The 18931-nt window shown below is 44.8% G+C and carries 17 protein-coding genes; all 17 read right to left on the minus strand.

Going from position 1 to position 18931, the window contains the following annotated elements:
• Nucleotides 1–27: 27 nt before the first annotated feature.
• The gene (locus HF966_RS00965) at nt 28–1728 is read right to left on the minus strand and encodes a DAK2 domain-containing protein (RefSeq protein WP_168675796.1); all 1701 of its coding nucleotides are present in this window, start codon (nt 1726–1728) and stop codon (nt 28–30) included.
• A 7-nt stretch (nt 1729–1735) separates the two neighbouring features.
• Complete coding sequence (locus HF966_RS00970; RefSeq protein ID WP_168675797.1) at nt 1736–2095, minus strand: Asp23/Gls24 family envelope stress response protein; 360 nt, start codon at nt 2093–2095, stop codon at nt 1736–1738.
• Between the two features lie 211 nt (nt 2096–2306).
• Nucleotides 2307–2507, minus strand: coding sequence for a 50S ribosomal protein L28 (gene rpmB, locus HF966_RS00975; protein WP_168675798.1), 201 nt, complete (start codon nt 2505–2507; stop codon nt 2307–2309).
• 88 nt (nt 2508–2595) lie between these two features.
• A complete protein-coding gene (gene trxA / locus HF966_RS00980) occupies nt 2596–2910 on the minus strand; it encodes a thioredoxin (protein WP_168675799.1) in 315 nt (104 codons plus the stop codon).
• 41 nt (nt 2911–2951) lie between these two features.
• Entirely contained in the window at nt 2952–3590 is a 639-nt protein-coding gene (locus tag HF966_RS00985; RefSeq protein WP_168675800.1) for a thiamine diphosphokinase, read from the minus strand.
• Complete coding sequence (gene rpe / locus HF966_RS00990) at nt 3590–4246, minus strand: ribulose-phosphate 3-epimerase (protein ID WP_168675801.1); 657 nt, start codon at nt 4244–4246, stop codon at nt 3590–3592. The genes HF966_RS00985 and rpe overlap by 1 nt, the downstream gene beginning before the upstream one ends.
• A gap of 18 nt (nt 4247–4264) precedes the next feature.
• Nucleotides 4265–5170, minus strand: coding sequence for a ribosome small subunit-dependent GTPase A (gene rsgA, locus HF966_RS00995; protein WP_168675802.1), 906 nt, complete (start codon nt 5168–5170; stop codon nt 4265–4267).
• 63 nt (nt 5171–5233) lie between these two features.
• Nucleotides 5234–7108: a Stk1 family PASTA domain-containing Ser/Thr kinase gene (gene pknB, locus HF966_RS01000; RefSeq protein WP_168675803.1), complete on the minus strand. Its 1875-nt coding sequence runs from the start codon at nt 7106–7108 to the stop codon at nt 5234–5236.
• 2 nt (nt 7109–7110) lie between these two features.
• On the minus strand, nt 7111–7857 hold the full coding sequence (locus tag HF966_RS01005; RefSeq protein WP_168675804.1) for a protein phosphatase 2C domain-containing protein: 747 nt from the start codon (nt 7855–7857) through the stop codon (nt 7111–7113).
• Nucleotides 7858–7889: 32 nt separating this feature from the next.
• Complete coding sequence (rsmB, locus tag HF966_RS01010) at nt 7890–9248, minus strand: 16S rRNA (cytosine(967)-C(5))-methyltransferase RsmB (RefSeq protein ID WP_168675805.1); 1359 nt, start codon at nt 9246–9248, stop codon at nt 7890–7892.
• Nucleotides 9241–10209: a methionyl-tRNA formyltransferase gene (fmt, locus tag HF966_RS01015; protein ID WP_168675806.1), complete on the minus strand. Its 969-nt coding sequence runs from the start codon at nt 10207–10209 to the stop codon at nt 9241–9243. The genes rsmB and fmt overlap by 8 nt, the downstream gene beginning before the upstream one ends.
• Nucleotides 10210–10377: 168 nt before the next feature.
• Complete coding sequence (priA, locus tag HF966_RS01020) at nt 10378–12795, minus strand: primosomal protein N' (protein ID WP_168675807.1); 2418 nt, start codon at nt 12793–12795, stop codon at nt 10378–10380.
• 66 nt (nt 12796–12861) lie between these two features.
• Nucleotides 12862–13452: a ribosome biogenesis GTP-binding protein YihA/YsxC gene (gene yihA / locus HF966_RS01025; protein ID WP_168675808.1), complete on the minus strand. Its 591-nt coding sequence runs from the start codon at nt 13450–13452 to the stop codon at nt 12862–12864.
• A gap of 1 nt (nt 13453) precedes the next feature.
• On the minus strand, nt 13454–14701 hold the full coding sequence (gene clpX / locus HF966_RS01030; protein WP_168675809.1) for an ATP-dependent Clp protease ATP-binding subunit ClpX: 1248 nt from the start codon (nt 14699–14701) through the stop codon (nt 13454–13456).
• A 163-nt stretch (nt 14702–14864) separates the two neighbouring features.
• Nucleotides 14865–16160: a trigger factor gene (gene tig / locus HF966_RS01035; protein WP_168675810.1), complete on the minus strand. Its 1296-nt coding sequence runs from the start codon at nt 16158–16160 to the stop codon at nt 14865–14867.
• Between the two features lie 56 nt (nt 16161–16216).
• Nucleotides 16217–17566 carry a cytosine permease gene (locus HF966_RS01040; RefSeq protein ID WP_210729337.1) on the minus strand — a complete coding sequence of 450 codons (1350 nt, stop codon included), beginning with the start codon at nt 17564–17566 and terminating at the stop codon, nt 16217–16219.
• 101 nt (nt 17567–17667) lie between these two features.
• Complete coding sequence (locus tag HF966_RS01045) at nt 17668–18813, minus strand: nicotinamide-nucleotide adenylyltransferase (RefSeq protein ID WP_168675811.1); 1146 nt, start codon at nt 18811–18813, stop codon at nt 17668–17670.
• Between the last annotated feature and the right edge of the window lie 118 nt (nt 18814–18931).

Consider the following 18931-nt stretch of genomic DNA (forward strand, 5'->3'; position numbering starts at 1 on the left):
AAAAAAGACAGCTTTTGCTGTCTTTTTTTATTCCACAGAGATGAGGAATGGGTACAAAGGTTGCTTGCCTTCGTGAATCTCAACTTCCAAGTCGTCATCGATGGCTTCAATTGCCGCAGCTAACTTGTCAGCATCCTTTTCTTTTAGGTCTTCGCCAAAAATAATCGTCACAATTTCAGATTCATCATCTAACATTTGACCAACAGCTTCTAACGCGGCATCATGAACTTTCTTTGCGACGACAGAGATCTCGCCATCAAGAATGCCCAGCCAGTCACCATCATGAATTTCAACACCGTCAAGCACCGTGTCACGGACCGCTTGTGTGATTTGAGCGGACTTTACTTCGGCCATGGCAGCAGCCATGTCATCTGCGTTCGTAGCCAAATCAGCTTCGGGGTTGTAGCCCATCATAGCCGTCAACCCTTGTTGGATGGTCCGTGTCTTCACCACTTGTGCAGGTATGTCAACGAGATCAACAGCTTGTTGCGCGGCCATAAAAATATTAGAGTTATTCGGTAAAATGATGGCATGCTTCGCACCACTGGCTTCAATTGCAGACACAATATCGGCCGTTGATGGATTCATTGTTTGACCACCAGAAATGACGGTGTGTACACCCAAACTCTTGAAAAGTTCAGCAACACCCTCGCCAGCAGCAATCGTAATCACTGCTGTGTCAGATACCGGCACGTTAGCCGCCGCCATTTTAGCTGCTTGGCTTTCTTCAGCACGTTGAGCATCAATCACTGCTTGCTGTTGGTCACGCATGTTATCCACTTTGACTTTCACCAAAGAACCATAGTGCGTTCCCCAGCTAATCACTTCGCCTGGATCTTCGGTATGCACATGCACCTTCACAATTTCATCATCGTTAATGACTAACAATGAGTCACCTAACTCAGCCAAATGGTGATAGAAAGGCTCATAATCAAATTCATGATCAAAAGTTGTGCCTTTACCGATTTGCACCATGACTTCAGTACAATAGCCGTATTCAATATCATTAGGGTCCAAATTACTATTGGCTTGTGCGCCCGCATGTAATTCCTTCACCATTTGATCCAAGGCGGCATTGTCAGGCGCCTGCAAATCTTCTTCGTTAAAATTACCACTCAACACTTGATAAAAGGCACGTAAAACAAAGACCAAACCTTGACCACCAGAGTCAACAACGCCGACTTCTTTCAAAACCGGCAATAATTCTGGCGTGCTGTCAAGCGCTGCTTGGGCTGCTTCGTCCACCGCCTGCATGAGCACGACAACATCATCCGTCTCATCAGCCACTTGATTGGCTTTGGCAGCTGCTTCGCGAATCACCGTCAAAATTGTGCCTTCAGTTGGCTTCATCACGGACTTATAGGCAATTTTAGCCCCAGCCATCAAGGCATCAGCCAAGTCCCGGGCTGACAACGTGGCTTTATCTGCCACCGAATTAGCAAAACCGCGGAAAATTTGTGACAAAATGACCCCAGAGTTACCACGCGCACCCATTAATAACCCTTTTGAGGTCGCCTTTGCCAACGCCCCAATATGAGTATCCAGTGCGTCGCGTTCATATTGTGCGCCGCTAGCCATTGAAAGGCTCATGTTGGTCCCTGTATCGCCATCAGGTACTGGAAATACGTTTAATTTATTAATTTTATCCGCATTCGCGGCCAAAGCAGCCGCCGCAGCGTTAATCATCTTACCAAATTCAACATTGGTAATCGTTGTTATCTTAGTCATGACACTCCTAGTCTGTGACGCGTACACCTTGAACAATCACATTAACTTCTGTTGCGTGAATGCCGAGCAATGCGTCAAGATTATATCTCACTTTTCCTTGAACTGATTTTGAAATTTCTGATAATTTTGTGCCGTATTGCGCCACCAAATAAACATCAACACTGACACCATTAGCTTCTTGGTAGACCACTACGCCTTTGGCGTAATTTTCACGATTCAAGATTTGATTCATCCCGTCGCGAAAGGCAGCTTTTGAGGCCATCCCCACAACCCCTGGATTCTCAATTGCTGAGCCACCCACGATTGTTGCAATCACATCATTTTCAATCGTGATGTCGCCATTTTTAGCTTTGATTTTAATCGCCATAATTCATCGCACACAGTCATCCAGTTACCCATTGGGCCCCACAAATGGCTGCGTTTTCCTCCTTGAAAGGTTTACTGCTACCATTTTAACATATCTCATATTGAAACGTCTTTTAGCAGTTCTAACACATAAAAAAACCACCTTAATGGTGGTCGTTTGATGTTAGCCGTGTTGTTTAATCAAACAAATGCGACACGCATCGTTTTGTCGATTAGACGCGTTCGATTGAACCGTTCTTTAATCCGGCCTTCAAAGTACGCGCTGTTAAATAAACTTTCTTTGCAGACGCACCGTTAATCTTAACAGTCACTTTTTGCAAGTTTGGCTTCCAACTACGACGACTTGAGTTCAACGCGTGTGAACGTTGGTTACCAAAGCGTGTGCGTGCGCCAGTAATAGCATCTTTTGCCATGTTCGACCCTCCTTTTCGAGCTAATGATTTTAAAAAGCTCTTTCTACAACAATAGTAAATTTTACCAGATTTTAAACACCATGGCAAGTTATTTTGTATATTTCGCTAAAACATTTGCCAATTGGTCTTTTGTGTGGAATCCTGTCAATCGTTCAACGACTTCGCCGTCCTTTTGAACAAGTAAGGTTGGGATCGCACGAATGCCAAATTCCGCGGGCGTTTCAGGATTTGCATCAACATCCATCTTCACAAAATCAACATTATCGACTTCATCTGATAGTGCTTCTAAGACAGGTGATTGCATCCGGCAAGGCCCACACCAAGTCGCCCAAAAATCCGTAATTGTTACACCGTTGGCTGTTTCAGCCTTAAATTCTGCATCAGTAATTGCTTGTACAGTCATATTTTCCTCCTGACATGCCACATTCAGTGAAAAATGTGCCATTAATCCCTTGATTGTGTCACCATAACAATACCAGTTTTTAAGCTGATATGCACAACATCTGTTTTAAACTCGTTTGACGACCACATTTTAGCAACATTTTCGGTTAGGGCTAACGGATATTTGGCATCAATGATATGAAAATCAGCCACATCGTTAATCGGCATAAACCCAAGATACTTCGTGTGCGGCACTTTGCGCACTGTCTTTTCGCCTGGTTGTACATAACTCACGGTGTTTAACCGGTCAATAAACGTGGTTTTTTCCACAATATCATGAAAAACAGGATCAGCCATTAACCACAGGTTGCTTAATAAATGATCCACGCGACCGCCAGTTGCCCCAAACACCTTGATTTGATCAGGCTTTTGCTCTTGGGCATAACGCAAGGCAAGCTCCGTATCCGTTTCATCCTTTTCTGCTTGAACGTGGATAATTTCGTTTGCTTGAAGGTGTGCTTGCAACGTTGCTAATTCAGAAGCGGCCAGGGAATCAAAATCCCCCACCGCCATCATCATGGCCATACCATGTTGATATAATCGCCATGCGCCGCGATCAGCGCCAATCCATAACCCTGGCTCTTCAAATAAATTATCCGGCCAAAGCTCGGTTGGCCCACCAGCTAAAATGTTGATTTGCATTATTTTGTCAATTCTTTCAAGGTTGCGATCTTAGCGGCTGGATCGACTTTATCATAAACATATGATCCAGCAACAAAGACATTAGCACCAGCTTCATATGCTGCTGAAATGGTCTCGTTATTGACACCACCATCAATTTGAATATCAAAATCATAACCTAATTCATCGCGAATAGCCTTGAGCTGTGCAATTTTTTCAATCGTTGATGGCAAGAACTTTTGACCACCAAAGCCAGGGTTAACCGTCATGACCAACACTTGGTCAACCATATCAAGCACTGATTCAATAGCTAATACTGGTGTTCCTGGGTTAATGACCACTTCCGCCTTCACCCCTTTGTTTTTAATCATTTGGAGTGCCCGATGAATGTGTGGTGTCGCTTCAACATGCACGCCAATGATATCTGCGCCCGCATCAGCAAATTCGTCAACAATTTTTTCGGGGTTCATCACCATCAAATGGACATCTAATACCATGTTTGTTTCCGGGCGGAGTTGCTTCACCCAGTTTGGCCCATAAGAGATAGATGGGACAAAGTTGCCATCCATCACGTCGATGTGCAAATACTCCGCACCCGCAGCTTCCACCAGCTTGACATCACGTTCCAAATTGGTGTAGTCGGCACTTAAAATTGATGGTGCAATAATTCCTGACATGCTTAAAATTCCTTCTTCCTAAAAGTTTCGGTTATCTGTGTTATATCTTGGCTTTTGCGCTTTAATTAAGTCGTAGAACGCCTTATAGCTATTATACCGTGATTCGGCAATCGCGCCAAGGGAGACGGCTGCTTTAACAGCACAGCCAGGTTCATTTAAATGCAAACACCCGCGAAACCGGCACGCTTGACGATGACTGACAAATTCTGGAAAATAATCAGCCAAAGTTTCTGCGGGAAAATCAAATACTTCATACGATGAAAATCCTGGCGTGTCAGCAATCAAGGCTTCAGCCACTTGAATCAAAGTTACCTGTCGTGTCGTATGTTTACCACGACTCAGCGCCTTTGAAACAGCTCCTGTTTCTAAGCCTAACTCAGGCGATAAGTGATTCAGCAACGTTGATTTGCCAGCACCCGTTTGTCCCATAAACACCGAAACTTGACCCGCCAACGCTTTTTGCAATTCAGCAAACGCTGAATCCGCCTGATCGATTTGCGGCAGAATCACTTGGTATCCAATGGCGCGATACTGTTTTGCAACCGTTGTGGCTTGGCTGTATTCGGCGTCTGATAACAAATCTGCTTTAGAGAAATAAATCATTGGTGTGACGTTGGCAGCCGCTAAGGCAATCAGCTGACGATCTAGTAAATTGGGGGCAAAATTAGGCTCTTTGAGCGCTGTGACAATGACCGCCACATCGATATTGGCAACGGGTGGTCTGACCAACACATTTTCACGGTCATGAATCCGCCAAATCAAGCCTTCATCATTTTCACTTTCAAAATCCACAAAGTCCCCAACCAAAGGTTTTTGTCCTGATTTTCGAAATTCACCACGGGCACGCGTGCGTTCAATCGTTCCCTCAGCTGTTTGTATATCATAATAACCGCTTAATGAGCGGATAATTCGTCCTGTTTTCATAATGTTATTGTAACAAAAAAGCCGACCTTAATCGACTTGTATTTGCAGGCTAAACCCGCTTAATTATTTAGATAAGGCATTGGCACTACCATTGGCAGCGCTTGAGGCACTACTACTTGATGAACTTGAACTACTTGAGCTACTACTATCTTCTTGCGGACCTTGTGAAATCGTCACAAGCAAGACCATGTCTTTCGTAATGCTGGAGCCGCCACGAATTGATTGGCTAATCACATAGTTTTTCTGCGTGTTCCCATCAAATTGTGTATTGAAGTTCACGACAATATTATGTTGGTTCGCCCAATCTTGCACTTGCTGTTGCGTTGCCTTGTTCGTGAAGTCTGGTACAACAATTTTGACTGCCCCAGTGGAAACAGTAAACACCACAGACGTCTGCGTTGGGTCAACCTTACCATTTGCATCAATAGATTGCGCAATAATTTTCCCTGATGGCACACTATCTGATGCAACCCCTTGCTTACTTATCGCATAGCCTTGCGCGCGCAATTGGGCTGCTGTGAGGCCGTAATCCGATCCAACATAATCCCCAAAGCGGACTTTGGCACGACCAGAAGACACAATTAGATTAACCGTGTCACCCTTTTCAGCTTCCGACCCGCCGGTTGGCGTCGTTCGCACAACATTGCCTTGAGCAACTGTCTTTGAAGTAGTTGAACTCACACTACCAACCGTTAAGCCAGCCTTTTTCAACTGACTTGTAGCCATATCTTGGCTGAGATTGGTCACATCTGGCACAGTGACTTTACTGGACTGGTAGTTTAAGAAGAACACACCGGCCACAAGGAGCAACAAGAAGACCAGCAGCACCCAAGGCCATTTACGCGCCTTGCGGAATTTGATCCCATTTTCTTTTAACACACGGCGTACATAAGATGGGGTGCGGTCGACAATTTTAGCAATCCTTTTGACCGTGTATCCTTTCTTACCATATTCAATAATGGTCTCGGTCACCGAAGGCTCTTCGGGCACTTCGTCAGGGAAAATTTTGTCAGATGACACACCAGTTTTGAGCTGATCTTGAATCTGCGCCATTGGAATAATGCGTGTATCATCCGAAGTTTCAGACATAGGGGCAAAACGTTCTTCGTCTGATCGCCGCGCAGAGAGCGCAGTACTTAAATCATCTGCCATTGCTGCCGCGCTCATGTAGCGATCTTGGGGGCGTTTTGCAGTGGCCTTCAAAATAACGTTTTCTAATGCTTGGGGAATACGTGGATCAAAATCTCTAACCGAAGGCATTTCCTCAGTTGCATGCTTCATCGCAACGGCAACTGGCGTATCACCCTCATAGGGGACTTGCTTGGTCAACATTTCATAAAGCATCACCCCAAGTGCGTAAATATCTGATTTTGCCGAGGCAAAACCACCGCGGGTTTGTTCGGGTGACAAATAGTGCACAGAACCAATCACCGTGTTGGTCTGTGTTAATTCATGGGCCGACTTGGCAACGGCAATACCAAAATCAGTGATTTTCACTTGCCCTTGCGTATCAATTAAAATATTTTGCGGCTTCAAATCGCGATGAATGATATCAGCATCATGGGCTGCCTGAACAGCACTTAAAATTTGCATCATGATATCAACGACTTGTTGATAAGGAATAGGAAAATTCTCGGCGATGAATGTTTTAAGGTCCATGCCTTCGACATATTCCATCACCAAATATTGGGTGCTTTCATATTCACCGGTATCATATACCTGCACGATATTTTGATGGACTAATTCCGTTGCAGCAATGGCTTCGCGCTTAAAACGCTGCGCTAAATCGGCATCGTTTTTCATATCAAGTCGCATCATTTTAAAAGTCACATCACGATCTAAGAATTGATCGTGTGCCAAATAGACGTTGGCCATCCCGCCACCGCCGAGCGATTTAATAATCCTATACCGATTGTCTATCACTGTATCTGGTAACATAACTACTTTGTATCCTCTTCACTGTTACGACTAACCAACAAGGCCGTCACATTATCTGGTGCGCCATGACGATTTGCGGCAGCAATTAATTCATAGGCACGCATATCTAACGTCGTTGCTTCTTGCATAATTTGCTGAATGGTCGACTGATCTAAAACTTTCGTGATGCCATCTGACGTTAAAAATAACATGTCATCAGCAGTAAATGGGTACTGGCTAATTTCAATTTCAGCATGATCATCCACCCCAAGATAACGCGTCACACTGTTGGCTTGCGGGAGATTTTCTGCATCTGATTGGCTTAACGTGCCGGTTTTGAGTAATTCATTTTTAAGATTGTGATCACAAGAAACTTGCGTGAGCTGATTGTCTTGCAATAAAAAGGCCTTAGAATCACCCAAATTGCCAATCACAATTTGATCATCAAAAATGATGGCAATAACCAAAGTCGTCGCCATATGCTTCAAGTCATCAAAACGATGACCCGCAGCCAAAATCGCTTGGTTTTCTGCCAGTGTCGTGTGCTTTAACCAATCAATTGTTGGCTTAATGGCTTCAATTGTTGTTGATTCCCAGGCATGTCCAAAATGTTCCACTGCCATCGCACTGGCGACTTCACCGCCATGCGTTGAAGTCACACCATCAGCGACCAGCACCATTAAACGGCCCGCTTGGTTCGTAAAGCCACCGACATAATCCTGGTTTTCCTGACGTTGTACGCCAGAATCTGTATGAAATGCTACTTGCATAAGTTTATTCTTCTATCACATACTTTCGCGCATTAGGCGGGTGTGCCTGACTTTTTCTTCATTGTTGCCACAAAGAAACCATCAGTATGATAATCATTTGGATAAATATGGAGCACTGCCTCGTGTCGATCTGGCTTGAGTTGATGTGACGTTACCGTTTTTACCAACTCAAACTCTGGATGATTCGCCAAGAATTGCGCCACAACGTCATCATTTTCTTGACGCAAAATCGTGCAAGTGCTGTACACTATCATACCATTTTCGGCGACTTTTTGGCTAACTGAATCCAGAATTTCGCCTTGCAAGCGTGCCAAGTTTTGCACATCAGCCAACGTTTTATCATACCGAATTTCCGGTTTGCGCCGTAACAAACCAAAGCCTGAACATGGCGCATCCACAAGAATCCGATCAAATGTCGTTTCCATTTCTGAAGCAACTTTTCGGGCATCTAAGACTTGTGTTTGAATGCGATCAGACACTTGCATGCGTGCGGCGTTTTGTTCAATTAACTTAATTTTATGTGGATGAACGTCTAGCGCGGTTATTTTAGCATCAGCAGCAATAGCCTGCGCTATTTGGGTTGTCTTACCTCCGGGCGCAGCTGCTGCATCCAAAATGGTTTTAACCGCTGGTGTTAATACCATGCTCTCAACTGGTAACATGGCACTTTCATCTTGTAACGTCAACCAACCTTTTTGGTATACTGTTGAACTCGCCACATGGCCCCCTGATACAATATAGGCGTGGTCTGCCACTTGCGATTTCACAGCTGTCAGGTTTTCAGCCGCTAATGCAGCGACCACCTCATCATCAGAGGCTAGCAGGGTGTTCACATGAATGGATTGCATCGGCGCGTCATTAATCATTGCTACCAAAGCACGCGTTGCCGCTTCACCATTTTGTGTGACAAGTTCTTCAATTAACCAGACCGGCAAACTGGCTTCAATTGATAAGCGCAAAATTGGGTCGGTAATCGCACTGATTTCTGGCAACCCTTGGCGACTGATATTATGCAGAATTGCGGTCACAAACTTTGCAGTCCCGACATGTCCCAAGATTTTGGCCACTTCAATGGATTCATTAAAAATGGCATGTTGGGGAATTTTATTCAAATATTGCATTTGAAACAGGGCTGTGTAGAGTAATTCTCTTACCCATGGGTTAATTTTTTTATCCCCAATAAAAGGGGCTAACCAATATTCAAAGGTGAGACGATGCTGAATCACACCATAAACAAGGGTGGTTAACAAGCGCTTATCTGCCTCACTCAGTTGATGTTGCTTAATGACTTGATTTAATTGTAAATTGGAATATGCTCCGTTTTTAATTTTAGCCAGTGTTTGGACGGCTAAAACGCGCGGGTTATCACTGTAAACTCGTTTATCACTCATGGCTTGGTTCCTCTGCCCATTGTTGTCCAGCGGCTAAGTGGCTCCCAGCCCCATTGAGATAGGCTTGAATTGGCATCACTGATTTACCAGCTGGTTGGAGTTGATCAATTTGCACAACTGACTGATTAGCCGCCGCAATTGTCAACAGCTTTTTTGTGCGGGCCACGATATGCCCTGGTGCCAAAGTCGTTGTCTCAGGCAATGGCGTCACCTGTGTCAACTTCATTCGTTGACCGCCCACTTGTACATAAGCCGGATGCGTTGGATATAACCCGCGAATATGCCAATCAATTTCTTGGGCGGTCTCTTGGGCAAAATTGAGATTTTGCTGGGCATGGGAAATATTTGGTGAAAAGCTCACTTCAGACTCGGCTTGTGGGACTGGTGTCGTGTCACCGTTAGCAATTCGAGGGAGTGTGGCCAATAATAAATCTCGGCCCGCCAAGCTTAACTTGTCAAACATCGTGCCCACATTATCTTGCGCGGTAATCGGTACTTTGACCACATCAATGACATCACCTGCATCCATTTGCTTGACCATATACATGATTGACACACCGGTCTCAGCATCCCCGTTCATGATGGCATAATGCACCGGCGCCCCACCACGGTACTTCGGCAAGAGCGATGCATGCGTGTTGACCGCGGCGATTTTAGCTGCCTCAAGCAATCCTGTCGGTAAAAACTGTCCGAAAGCTGCAGTGACAATAAAGTCTGGCACCATCGCCATCACTTGTGCCATCGCATCTGAACCAGCCAATTTCTCAGGTTGTAACACTAATAAGTCATGAGCTACCGCCGCAACTTTGACTGGGGTTGGTGTCAACACGTGTTTGCGACCTTGTGGTCGATCGGGTTGCGTCACCACCGCTTTAACTTGATAGTTTGGGTCAGCAATTAACGCTTCTAAGATCGGCACAGCAAATTTTGGCGTGCCCATAAATACCACAGTATAGGTCATCTTTGTTCTCTTTTCTGATTTTACTCCGCCGCTTGTTACACCACAGCAAACGGCCATCATCGCATTTGTTTGCATGTTGTTAAAAACGACACACACGAAAAAATACTCGTCATCACGAGTATTTTATTTCCAATCCTTATTATAACATAGAAATCTGTCATCCCTTTGTCACATAAACGACACTGGGTCGCGATCAATACTTAATTGTAAACCATGTTTGGCTTTTTGGGCGCGGTTTTGCAACTCTGTTAATAGCGCATCTAAACCCGTCCGCTGCTTAAACTTTAAAATAATTTGGAAGTAATACCGATTGCGTAACTTGGCAATCGGTTTCGGCGATGGCCCTAAAATAATAACATCAGCTTGCACGCGATGTCGCAACCAGCGAGCAATTTGAAACATTTGCTTAGCAGCTTCATTTTCTTCTGTATGACTCGCTTGAATTTGCACCGTGTAAAAATACGGCGCATAATTGCCAGCGTGACGCACCGCCATTTCTTGACGGTAAAAGCCTTCGTAGTCATGCTGTTGTGCGTAGGTGATTGCGTAATGCGTTGGATTAAAAGTTTGCACAATGACTTCTCCTGCCTTTTGCGCGCGCCCTGCCCGACCACTCACTTGCGTCAGCAATTGAAACGTGCGTTCACTGGCGTGAAAGTCCGGTAACCCTAACGCTGTATCTGCATTTAGCACACCCACGAGGGTCACATCAGGGAAGTCCAACCCCTTCGCAATCATTTGCGTGCCAAGTAATATGTCTGCTTGATGATCACCAAACGCTTGTAGCATCTTATCCATACTGCCTTTTTTGCGCGTGGTGTCTTGATCCATCCGCAAAACGCGGGCGTCAGGGAGTAATTCTGCCAGCTCAGCCGCCACCTTTTCAGTCCCCGTGCCATAATAGCGAATGCGGGACGAACCACAGTTGACGCATCGCGTTGGGATTGGTTCTTCATGGCCACAATAGTGGCATTTTAACGTGTGCGAATCCATGTGCAGTGTCATAGCGAGATTGCAGTTGGGATCACGTGGGACAAACCCACAATCACGGCACATCACAAAGCTTGAAAAACCACGTTTATTCAACATCAGCACCGCTTGTTCACCACGAACCAAGCGCGACTTTAATTTTTCTAGTAATGGTGCTGAAAAGTTGGTTTCCGGGCCATCCGATAACATTGTCTTCATGTCAATGACTGTCACTGGCGGTAAACTTGCCCCGCCAGCGCGTTGAGTGAGGACCAGACGTTGATAAACACCCCGTTGAGCGCGAGCGCGACTTTCAAGTGAAGGTGTCGCCGAGCCAAGAATGACAGGAATTTGGTGGTATCGACCGCGCCAAAGTGCCACATCGCGCGCATGATAACGCGGATTATCCGTCTGTTTATAAGTGGCTTCATGTTCTTCATCAACAATAATTAAACCCAGATTATTTAGCGGTGCAAAAACCGCTGACCGTGCGCCAACGACAATTTTAACATCACCACGCTCAATTCGCCGCCATTCATCATAGCGTTCGCCATCAGATAAGCCTGAGTGCAATACCGCTGTTTGCGCACCAAAACGTGCTTTCACGCGCCTGACCATTTGTGGGGTCAATGCAATTTCTGGTACTAAAAAGAGCACCGTCTTGCCTTGGTCAAACACATGCTGGGCGGCTTGCAGATAAACTTCTGTCTTACCTGAACCTGTGATACCAGCCAATAAAAACGGCTGGTATTGCCCACTATCGGCACTCAGTTTAATTTGGTCAAAGGCATGCTGCTGTTCGGTATTTAGCGTCAGTGGTTTTGAAGGCGCAATGGTTGTCGTGGCAAAAGGATCACGTAATTGCTCCACCTGTACTTTTGCCAACCAATTGGCTTGTACCGCTTGGTTTAAAGTCGCATCACTCACGCTCACCTGCTGTTGCAATACTTTTTTGCGCCAAGTTTCGCCGAGATGCCCCAAGATGAACCCTAATAACGCCGCCTTTTTTTTGGCGGTTTTTGGTAAGGCTTGGTAGGCCGATTCAAGCAATTCAATGTCTGTACTGAGCTGATAGGCCAATTGCGTTTTAGGTTTTGCACGGTCACTCACCACAATCGTTTGCTCAATCTGATGCGTGCGTCGTAATTGCGCAAATTTTGCGATATCTTCTTCTGACCAGTCGCTCACACGGAAAGTGATTTGATCCAAACCACGAAATAGACGGGCCTGCACTTCCTCGGATACCTCGTCAACAATCGTCATGACCCGTTCATAAGTCGCCTTCAACGCATTTGGCAACATGGTTTGCAAGACTGAAATACGAAAAGCAAAGGTTTCCCGCGCAACAGCTTGAGACAACGCTAAAAGTTCCTCATTTAATACAGGTGACAAGTCCATCAGCTGTGAAATTGGTCGCATTTTATCGACTGACTCAGGTGGTGTCTCGGCCATCCCCACGACAAATCCCATCACTTGTCGTGCGCCAAAAGGCACTTCAACACGCATACCTGGTTGTAACGTGCCATGCATTGCGGCCGGGACCAAATAAGTATAAGGCTGATCAGTTTGCATTGTGGGGACATCCACAATGATTTGTGCGTAGAGTTGGGTTGTCATACTCTTATTGTATCAAACGTGCCACGTTTTCTGTTGACATAAAAAAACCAACAACACTGTTGGTTTTCACATTGCCATATGTGCTTCAATCCATGCCCAAACTTGGTCTTTGCCGTACTTTGTTTCCGATGAGAAAAATTGAAAGCTACTTTCAGCGGCATCAAATCCCAAAGTCCGTTTAATATTGGCCTCGAACTTATTGAATTTACTCTTCGAAATTTTATCTGATTTGGTGGCAACCACCAAAATCGGAATATTATAATAGTGCAACCATTCATACATGGCGATATCGTCGGCACTCGGATCATGCCGGGCATCCACCAAACTAATCACACCACGTAATTGCTTCCGTGAGGTAATATACTCTTCAATCATGTGGCCAAAGGCTTCTCGTTGTTTTTTTGACACTTTGGCATAGCCATAACCAGGCACATCGACGAAGTACAACTGGTCTTCCACATTATAAAAATTGAGCGTTTGAGTCTTGCCGGGCTGTGAAGAAGTGCGGGCAAAATTTTTACGCTGAATTAGCGTATTAGTCAACGACGATTTTCCAACGTTTGACCGACCAACCAGTGCAATTTCAGGCTTACCATCCGTTGGGTATTGTGCAGCTGAGACTGCACTCATCACCATTTCAACATTGTGTACATCCATATTAGTCCACCTTTTTCAAATGCAGCTCTGGTTGTGCACCATCTAGTACACTAGCTTTGGTAATAATCACTTTAGCGACGTCGTCCCGACTGGGAATGTCATACATGACATCCTTCATGACATTTTCAATAATTGAGCGCAAGCCACGTGCCCCTGTGTGGCGTTGAATAGCTAATTCCGCCATCGCTTCTAAAGCGTCCGGTTGGAATTCAAGCGCCACATCATCTAATCCAAGGAGCGCGGTATATTGTTTGATCAACGCATTTTTTGGTTCCGTCAGAATTCGTGCTAGGTCAGCGACTTTCAATTCATCAAGCACCGTCACAATCGGCAGACGACCGATAAATTCTGGAATCAAACCAAATTTGGTCATATCTTCTGGTTGCACATGGGTCAAAATATTTTCGGCGTCCAAGGCAGCCGCGTTGTCATTGGCATGTGAACCAAAGCCAATCACACGTTCTCCCAAACGTTCTTTAATAATTGTATCAATCCCAGCAAATGCACCACCGACGATGAACAAAATATTGGTCGTATCGACTTGTATCAATTCTTGTTGCGGGTGTTTACGACCACCTTGTGGCGGCACACTAGCAATCGTCCCTTCAAGCATTTTAAGCAACGCTTGTTGGACCCCTTCACCAGAGACGTCTCGGGTGATTGAGACATTTTCTGACTTCTTGGCGATTTTATCAATTTCGTCAACATAGATAATGCCACGTTGTGCAGCTTCAATATCAAAGTTAGCCGATTGCAGTAACTTTAAAATTATATTTTCAACATCTTCTCCGACATACCCAGCTTCAGTTAACGTCGTTGCATCAGCAATCGCAAATGGCACGTTCAAAATACGCGCCAAGCTTTGCGCTAAGTATGTCTTACCTGAACCCGTGGGGCCAATGAGGGCAATATTTGACTTTTGCAATTCAACATCGGTGGTTGGTGCAAAATGTTCATTAATCCGCTTATAGTGATTATACACTGCCACGGCTAATGTCTTTTTGGCATCCTCTTGTCCAATCACATAATCATTTAATTGGGCGACAATTTCATGCGGTGTTGGCAATGATAAGGCCGTAATCGCTTCATCTACCGTCAATTCTTCATCGATGATATTTTGGGCTAAAGCCACACATTCATTACAAATATAAATGCCGTTTGGTCCGGCCACAATATTTTTTACTTCATTCGCAGATTTGCCACAAAAACTACAATAAATTTCTTCTTCAAAACCTGGTGTCTGCGCCATATTTTTTTCCTTTATTTGCATCGTTAAAACGATTTTTTACGCATTATAAATACTATTCCATTTTAACAGATTCCCGCCTGTGATAGCGACTAATTATTCACAGCCCAACGGTTTGCCATTTTGTCACAAACCAATAAAAAAAGCCCTATTGGGCTTTTAATCATTACTTTGTCTTTGCAGCGTCTGTGATTGTCTTGATCACTTCGCGCATGGCGATGTCATGCTTTAACAATGAATCTGACAAAGTAGCACGGATTTGTGCAGCATCCATGTTATATTGCGCAGCCAAGTTGTTAATTTCTTCTGTCACTTGTTCTTCTGATGGTTCGATGCCTTCAGCCTTAACAATGGCTTCAAGAACCAAGTTAGTCTTCACACGAGTATCAGCACCTTCTTCGAATTGCTTATGCAAATCATCTTCAGTTTGACCTGAAATTTGGAAGAACATTTCACGTGAGATACCTTGTTGTTGCAATTGACCCAAGTATTGGTCGATTTGACGGTGAACGTCTTCTTCGATCATAGCTTCAGGGATCACATCACCGTCAACTGATGCATTGTCAACAGCCTTTGTAATCACAGCATCTTCGAAAGCAGCTTGTGCAGCTTCGGCCTTTTGTTCTGACAACTTCTTAAGTGTCTTTTCCTTCAATTCTGCCAATGTTTCAACTTCTTCGTCAACATCCTTGGCGAATTCATCGTCTAATTCAGGCAATTCCTTACGCTTCAATTCGTGAATCTTCACTTCAAACAACGCATCCTTGCCTGCCAAGTCAGCAGCTTGGTAGTCTTCTGGGAATGTCACGTTAACAGCGACTTCTTCACCAGCTTCGTGGCCAACCAATTGGTCTTCAAAACCAGGAATGAATTGACCTGAACCCAATGCAAGTGAGAAGTCATTTGCTTGCCCACCAGCAAAGTGATCGCCATCAACTGAGCCATCAAAATCAATAATGACAGTGTCGCCGTTTTCAGCCTTAACCCCAGCTTCTTGCAAAACAAGTTCAGCTTGACCGTCTTGCAAACGCTTGATTTCAGCATCAACATCGGCATCTGATACTTCTGTATCAGCCGCTTCAACTTCAAGGTTCATATATTCGCCCAACTTGATTTCAGGCGCAGTCGTAACTTCAGCCTTCAATGTCCAGGCTTCACCCTTGTTCATTGCGACTGGTTCGATGTTTGGACGACCAACTGGTGTGATGCCAGCTTCATCAATAGCTGCTTCATAAGCGGCTGGCAAAATGATATCCATCGCTTCTTGATACAAAGCTTCTTCACCAAACTTTGAGAAGAACAAGGCCTTAGTCACCTTACCCTTACGGAAACCAGGGACAGAAACTTGGTTCTTGTTGCGTTGGAAGGCTTGTTCCAAGCCTTCTTCAACTTGTGCGCGTGAAATTTCAAATGTTAATGTGCCTTGGTTCTTTTGATCCGCAGCGGGTGTCCAGTTAGACATGATACGTCCTCCAAATGTTTTAAATACTTATTAATTTTATCTTAAAAACCAGTAAATCACAACATTTTTGTCTGATTTCTAGAAACTAAGACATACACAACGGCCGCAAAAATCATCGTCAGCCAATTGGACCCGACTGTGGCAACAATAATTGGGACTTGTTGCAACACAAAGTAGCACCCCATACTTAATCCCCAAACGAGATAGGCACGCAGATTGAAGCCGCTTGTATACCAATACGTCCGCCCCTGATTAAAAGCCGTGCGATCATAGTTTTGCTTTTGCACAATGAAGAAATCTGCCAATAGAATGGCGATTTCTGGCCCTAAAACCATCCCGATTAAATCTAAAAACCAGATAAAGGTCTCAATGAAACCACCGACAATAAACGGAATAAAACTCATGAGCGTGGCCAGAATTGTCACTAACCATAAACTTGGCGTGAGCTTTAATTTGGGAACAATATTATTTAATGCTGAGCCTGCTGCCATCAAGTTGACGGCATTGGCTGTGGTAGATGTTAACATAATCACCACTAACGCCAATATCCCTAAACCAAGCTTAGCGGCAACAGTTGACGGATCCGAACTGTTGGGATCAAAGACATGCGTCCAGACAGCTGCGGCAATGGTAGTCAACGCACCCACAATGGCAAACCAATACAAGCCAAGGGTTGCCCCGATAAAAGGCGCCGTTGTGGCCGCCGATTTTTTACTTGCAAACCGTGTAAAGTCCGCCCCCGCTGTTACCCAAGCCAAATTAAAAGCTGCAAAAACATCAATTGCTTTTCCAAAAGGTAAGCGCGCTGCCTGAGGCGCCTGCCAAGCCATAATTTTTGAAAGTGGCACTTCTTGTAAAACAACAATGGTTTCCCACACAACCAGTAAGATCACCAAAATCATCCCGATGCGTTCAATGAGCCGAATTGAACGTTGACCCAATGAAATTGAAATCAAATGCAAGACACCCATCACACCTACACCAATTAGCATACCCGCTAAGCCACCCGGCTTAAAATGCGCCGGTCCAAATAACTGGCTGAGCAAATAGCTCACCGAAATCGCTGCAATGTATGTATTCACTGCTGCCCAGCCCATGAACTGGATTACATTAATTAGCGATGGGCCAATTGAACCGCGCAGCCCAAAAGCTGGTCGCATGAGATTCATGGTTGAGGCCCGCACTCGATACCCCATATAGCCCACCAAAGCTAAAAAAACATACGCCAACGGGCCAGAAATCAAAATCACCCCAAGGGCGCCTGCAAACCCTAAGGCAGCCAATACACCGCCCATATACCAGGTGCCATTATTTGCGTTAGCGCCAATCCAAGTGGCCAACTGATCCCAAAATCCCATTGCCGCGACGTGTCGCTTTGACGCGTCCATTGTGCGTTGCACTGCCATACTCGCCTCCAAATCCACTACATATTACCTTTAATCATATCAAAATCTTAACGTGCGTTGTGGCCTTTATGGCATAAAAAATAAAACCAACGTAGTTGGTTTTACTCGATGTGTTTAATATTAAAGCCGGTACGCTCTTGAATGGCATCTAAAGCTTGCAAATAACGCGCATAATAGCCATAAGGATCATCGCTGCCTCCTTTGGCATCTAATATCACAACTTTGTCCATAAAGCCATAATCGGCAATAACCCGCATTAATTCACGGTGGAATGTCCAACGTGATGCCTCATCAGCCGTGGTCATGTTACGAAAACCATCATCAACATACGGTGTCACCGGTGGAATGACTAAAATTAAATCAATTAATTCTTCACTAATGGTGTTATCAAATAGTGGCTGTAATTGGGCACGGTCTGCTGCGTTTAGCCACATATCCGCATAGACTTTGGTCACCATGGCATCCGTATCAAAAATCGTCAAGCCGTTGTTGGCAGGTGAATTAATTTCCCGTGAATTGGCGTCGTATTGACCTTGTATCAGGCGGATATAGTCTTTCACGATCAATTCATCATCACTCACGTTTGATCGTTCTTGGTACTCACGCGCATATTCTTCAGAAAATGGCGAATTACTGGTACGCGCCAAACGCCTGACCAAAGTGGATTTACCCGTTGATGCAGACCCCATCACAGTCACTTTTTTGGTGAAGTGGCGACGGAAAACACGATTGATATAATCCCAATTGGCAATTGGATTCTCGCGAATTGCCGTCGCTGAGATACTTAATACCGTGCGATCCATCAAACTTACTTTAAACTGCCCCGTTTGCGGTAACCTTTTTTCAAGTTCTGCTTTATACTCGGGTTCACCAGTATAAAAAGTGATTTTTGCCGCTGGATTAACAATATTTCGCATCACCGTTTCAACCAAGATACGCGTCCACTCAGACCAACCATCTGGCATTTGCGGGATATGGTCTTCATTAATGTAGTCAATTTTAATATCTGATTCATCACTAAAAGCTTCCCGCAAGTAGCGAAAACGCTTTTCAACAGATAACCCCATTTGGTCCCCACGGTCGCCTGTATAGCCCGAAGCAATCACCACGACACCATCATTTAAAGCCGCTGCTTTATAGATTTCTGCTTGGTGCCCAACGTGCATCGGCGCAAGGGTTCCAAAAAACACCCCGATTTTATCTCCTTCTAAATCATCTTTATAGAGATTCCCTGCAAAAGTCCTCATGTGATTTAATGTGACGCGTACTTGATCGCCGCCACACCCTCGCTTTCTTTTTTCATTACTTGCCATTCATTATAACAATTTCAACGCATCAGGCCAAATCATTGCCCAGCACATGTTG

The organism is Leuconostoc holzapfelii, assembly GCF_012396485.1.
GTDB classification, from domain to species: Bacteria; Bacillota; Bacilli; order Lactobacillales; family Lactobacillaceae; genus Leuconostoc; species Leuconostoc holzapfelii.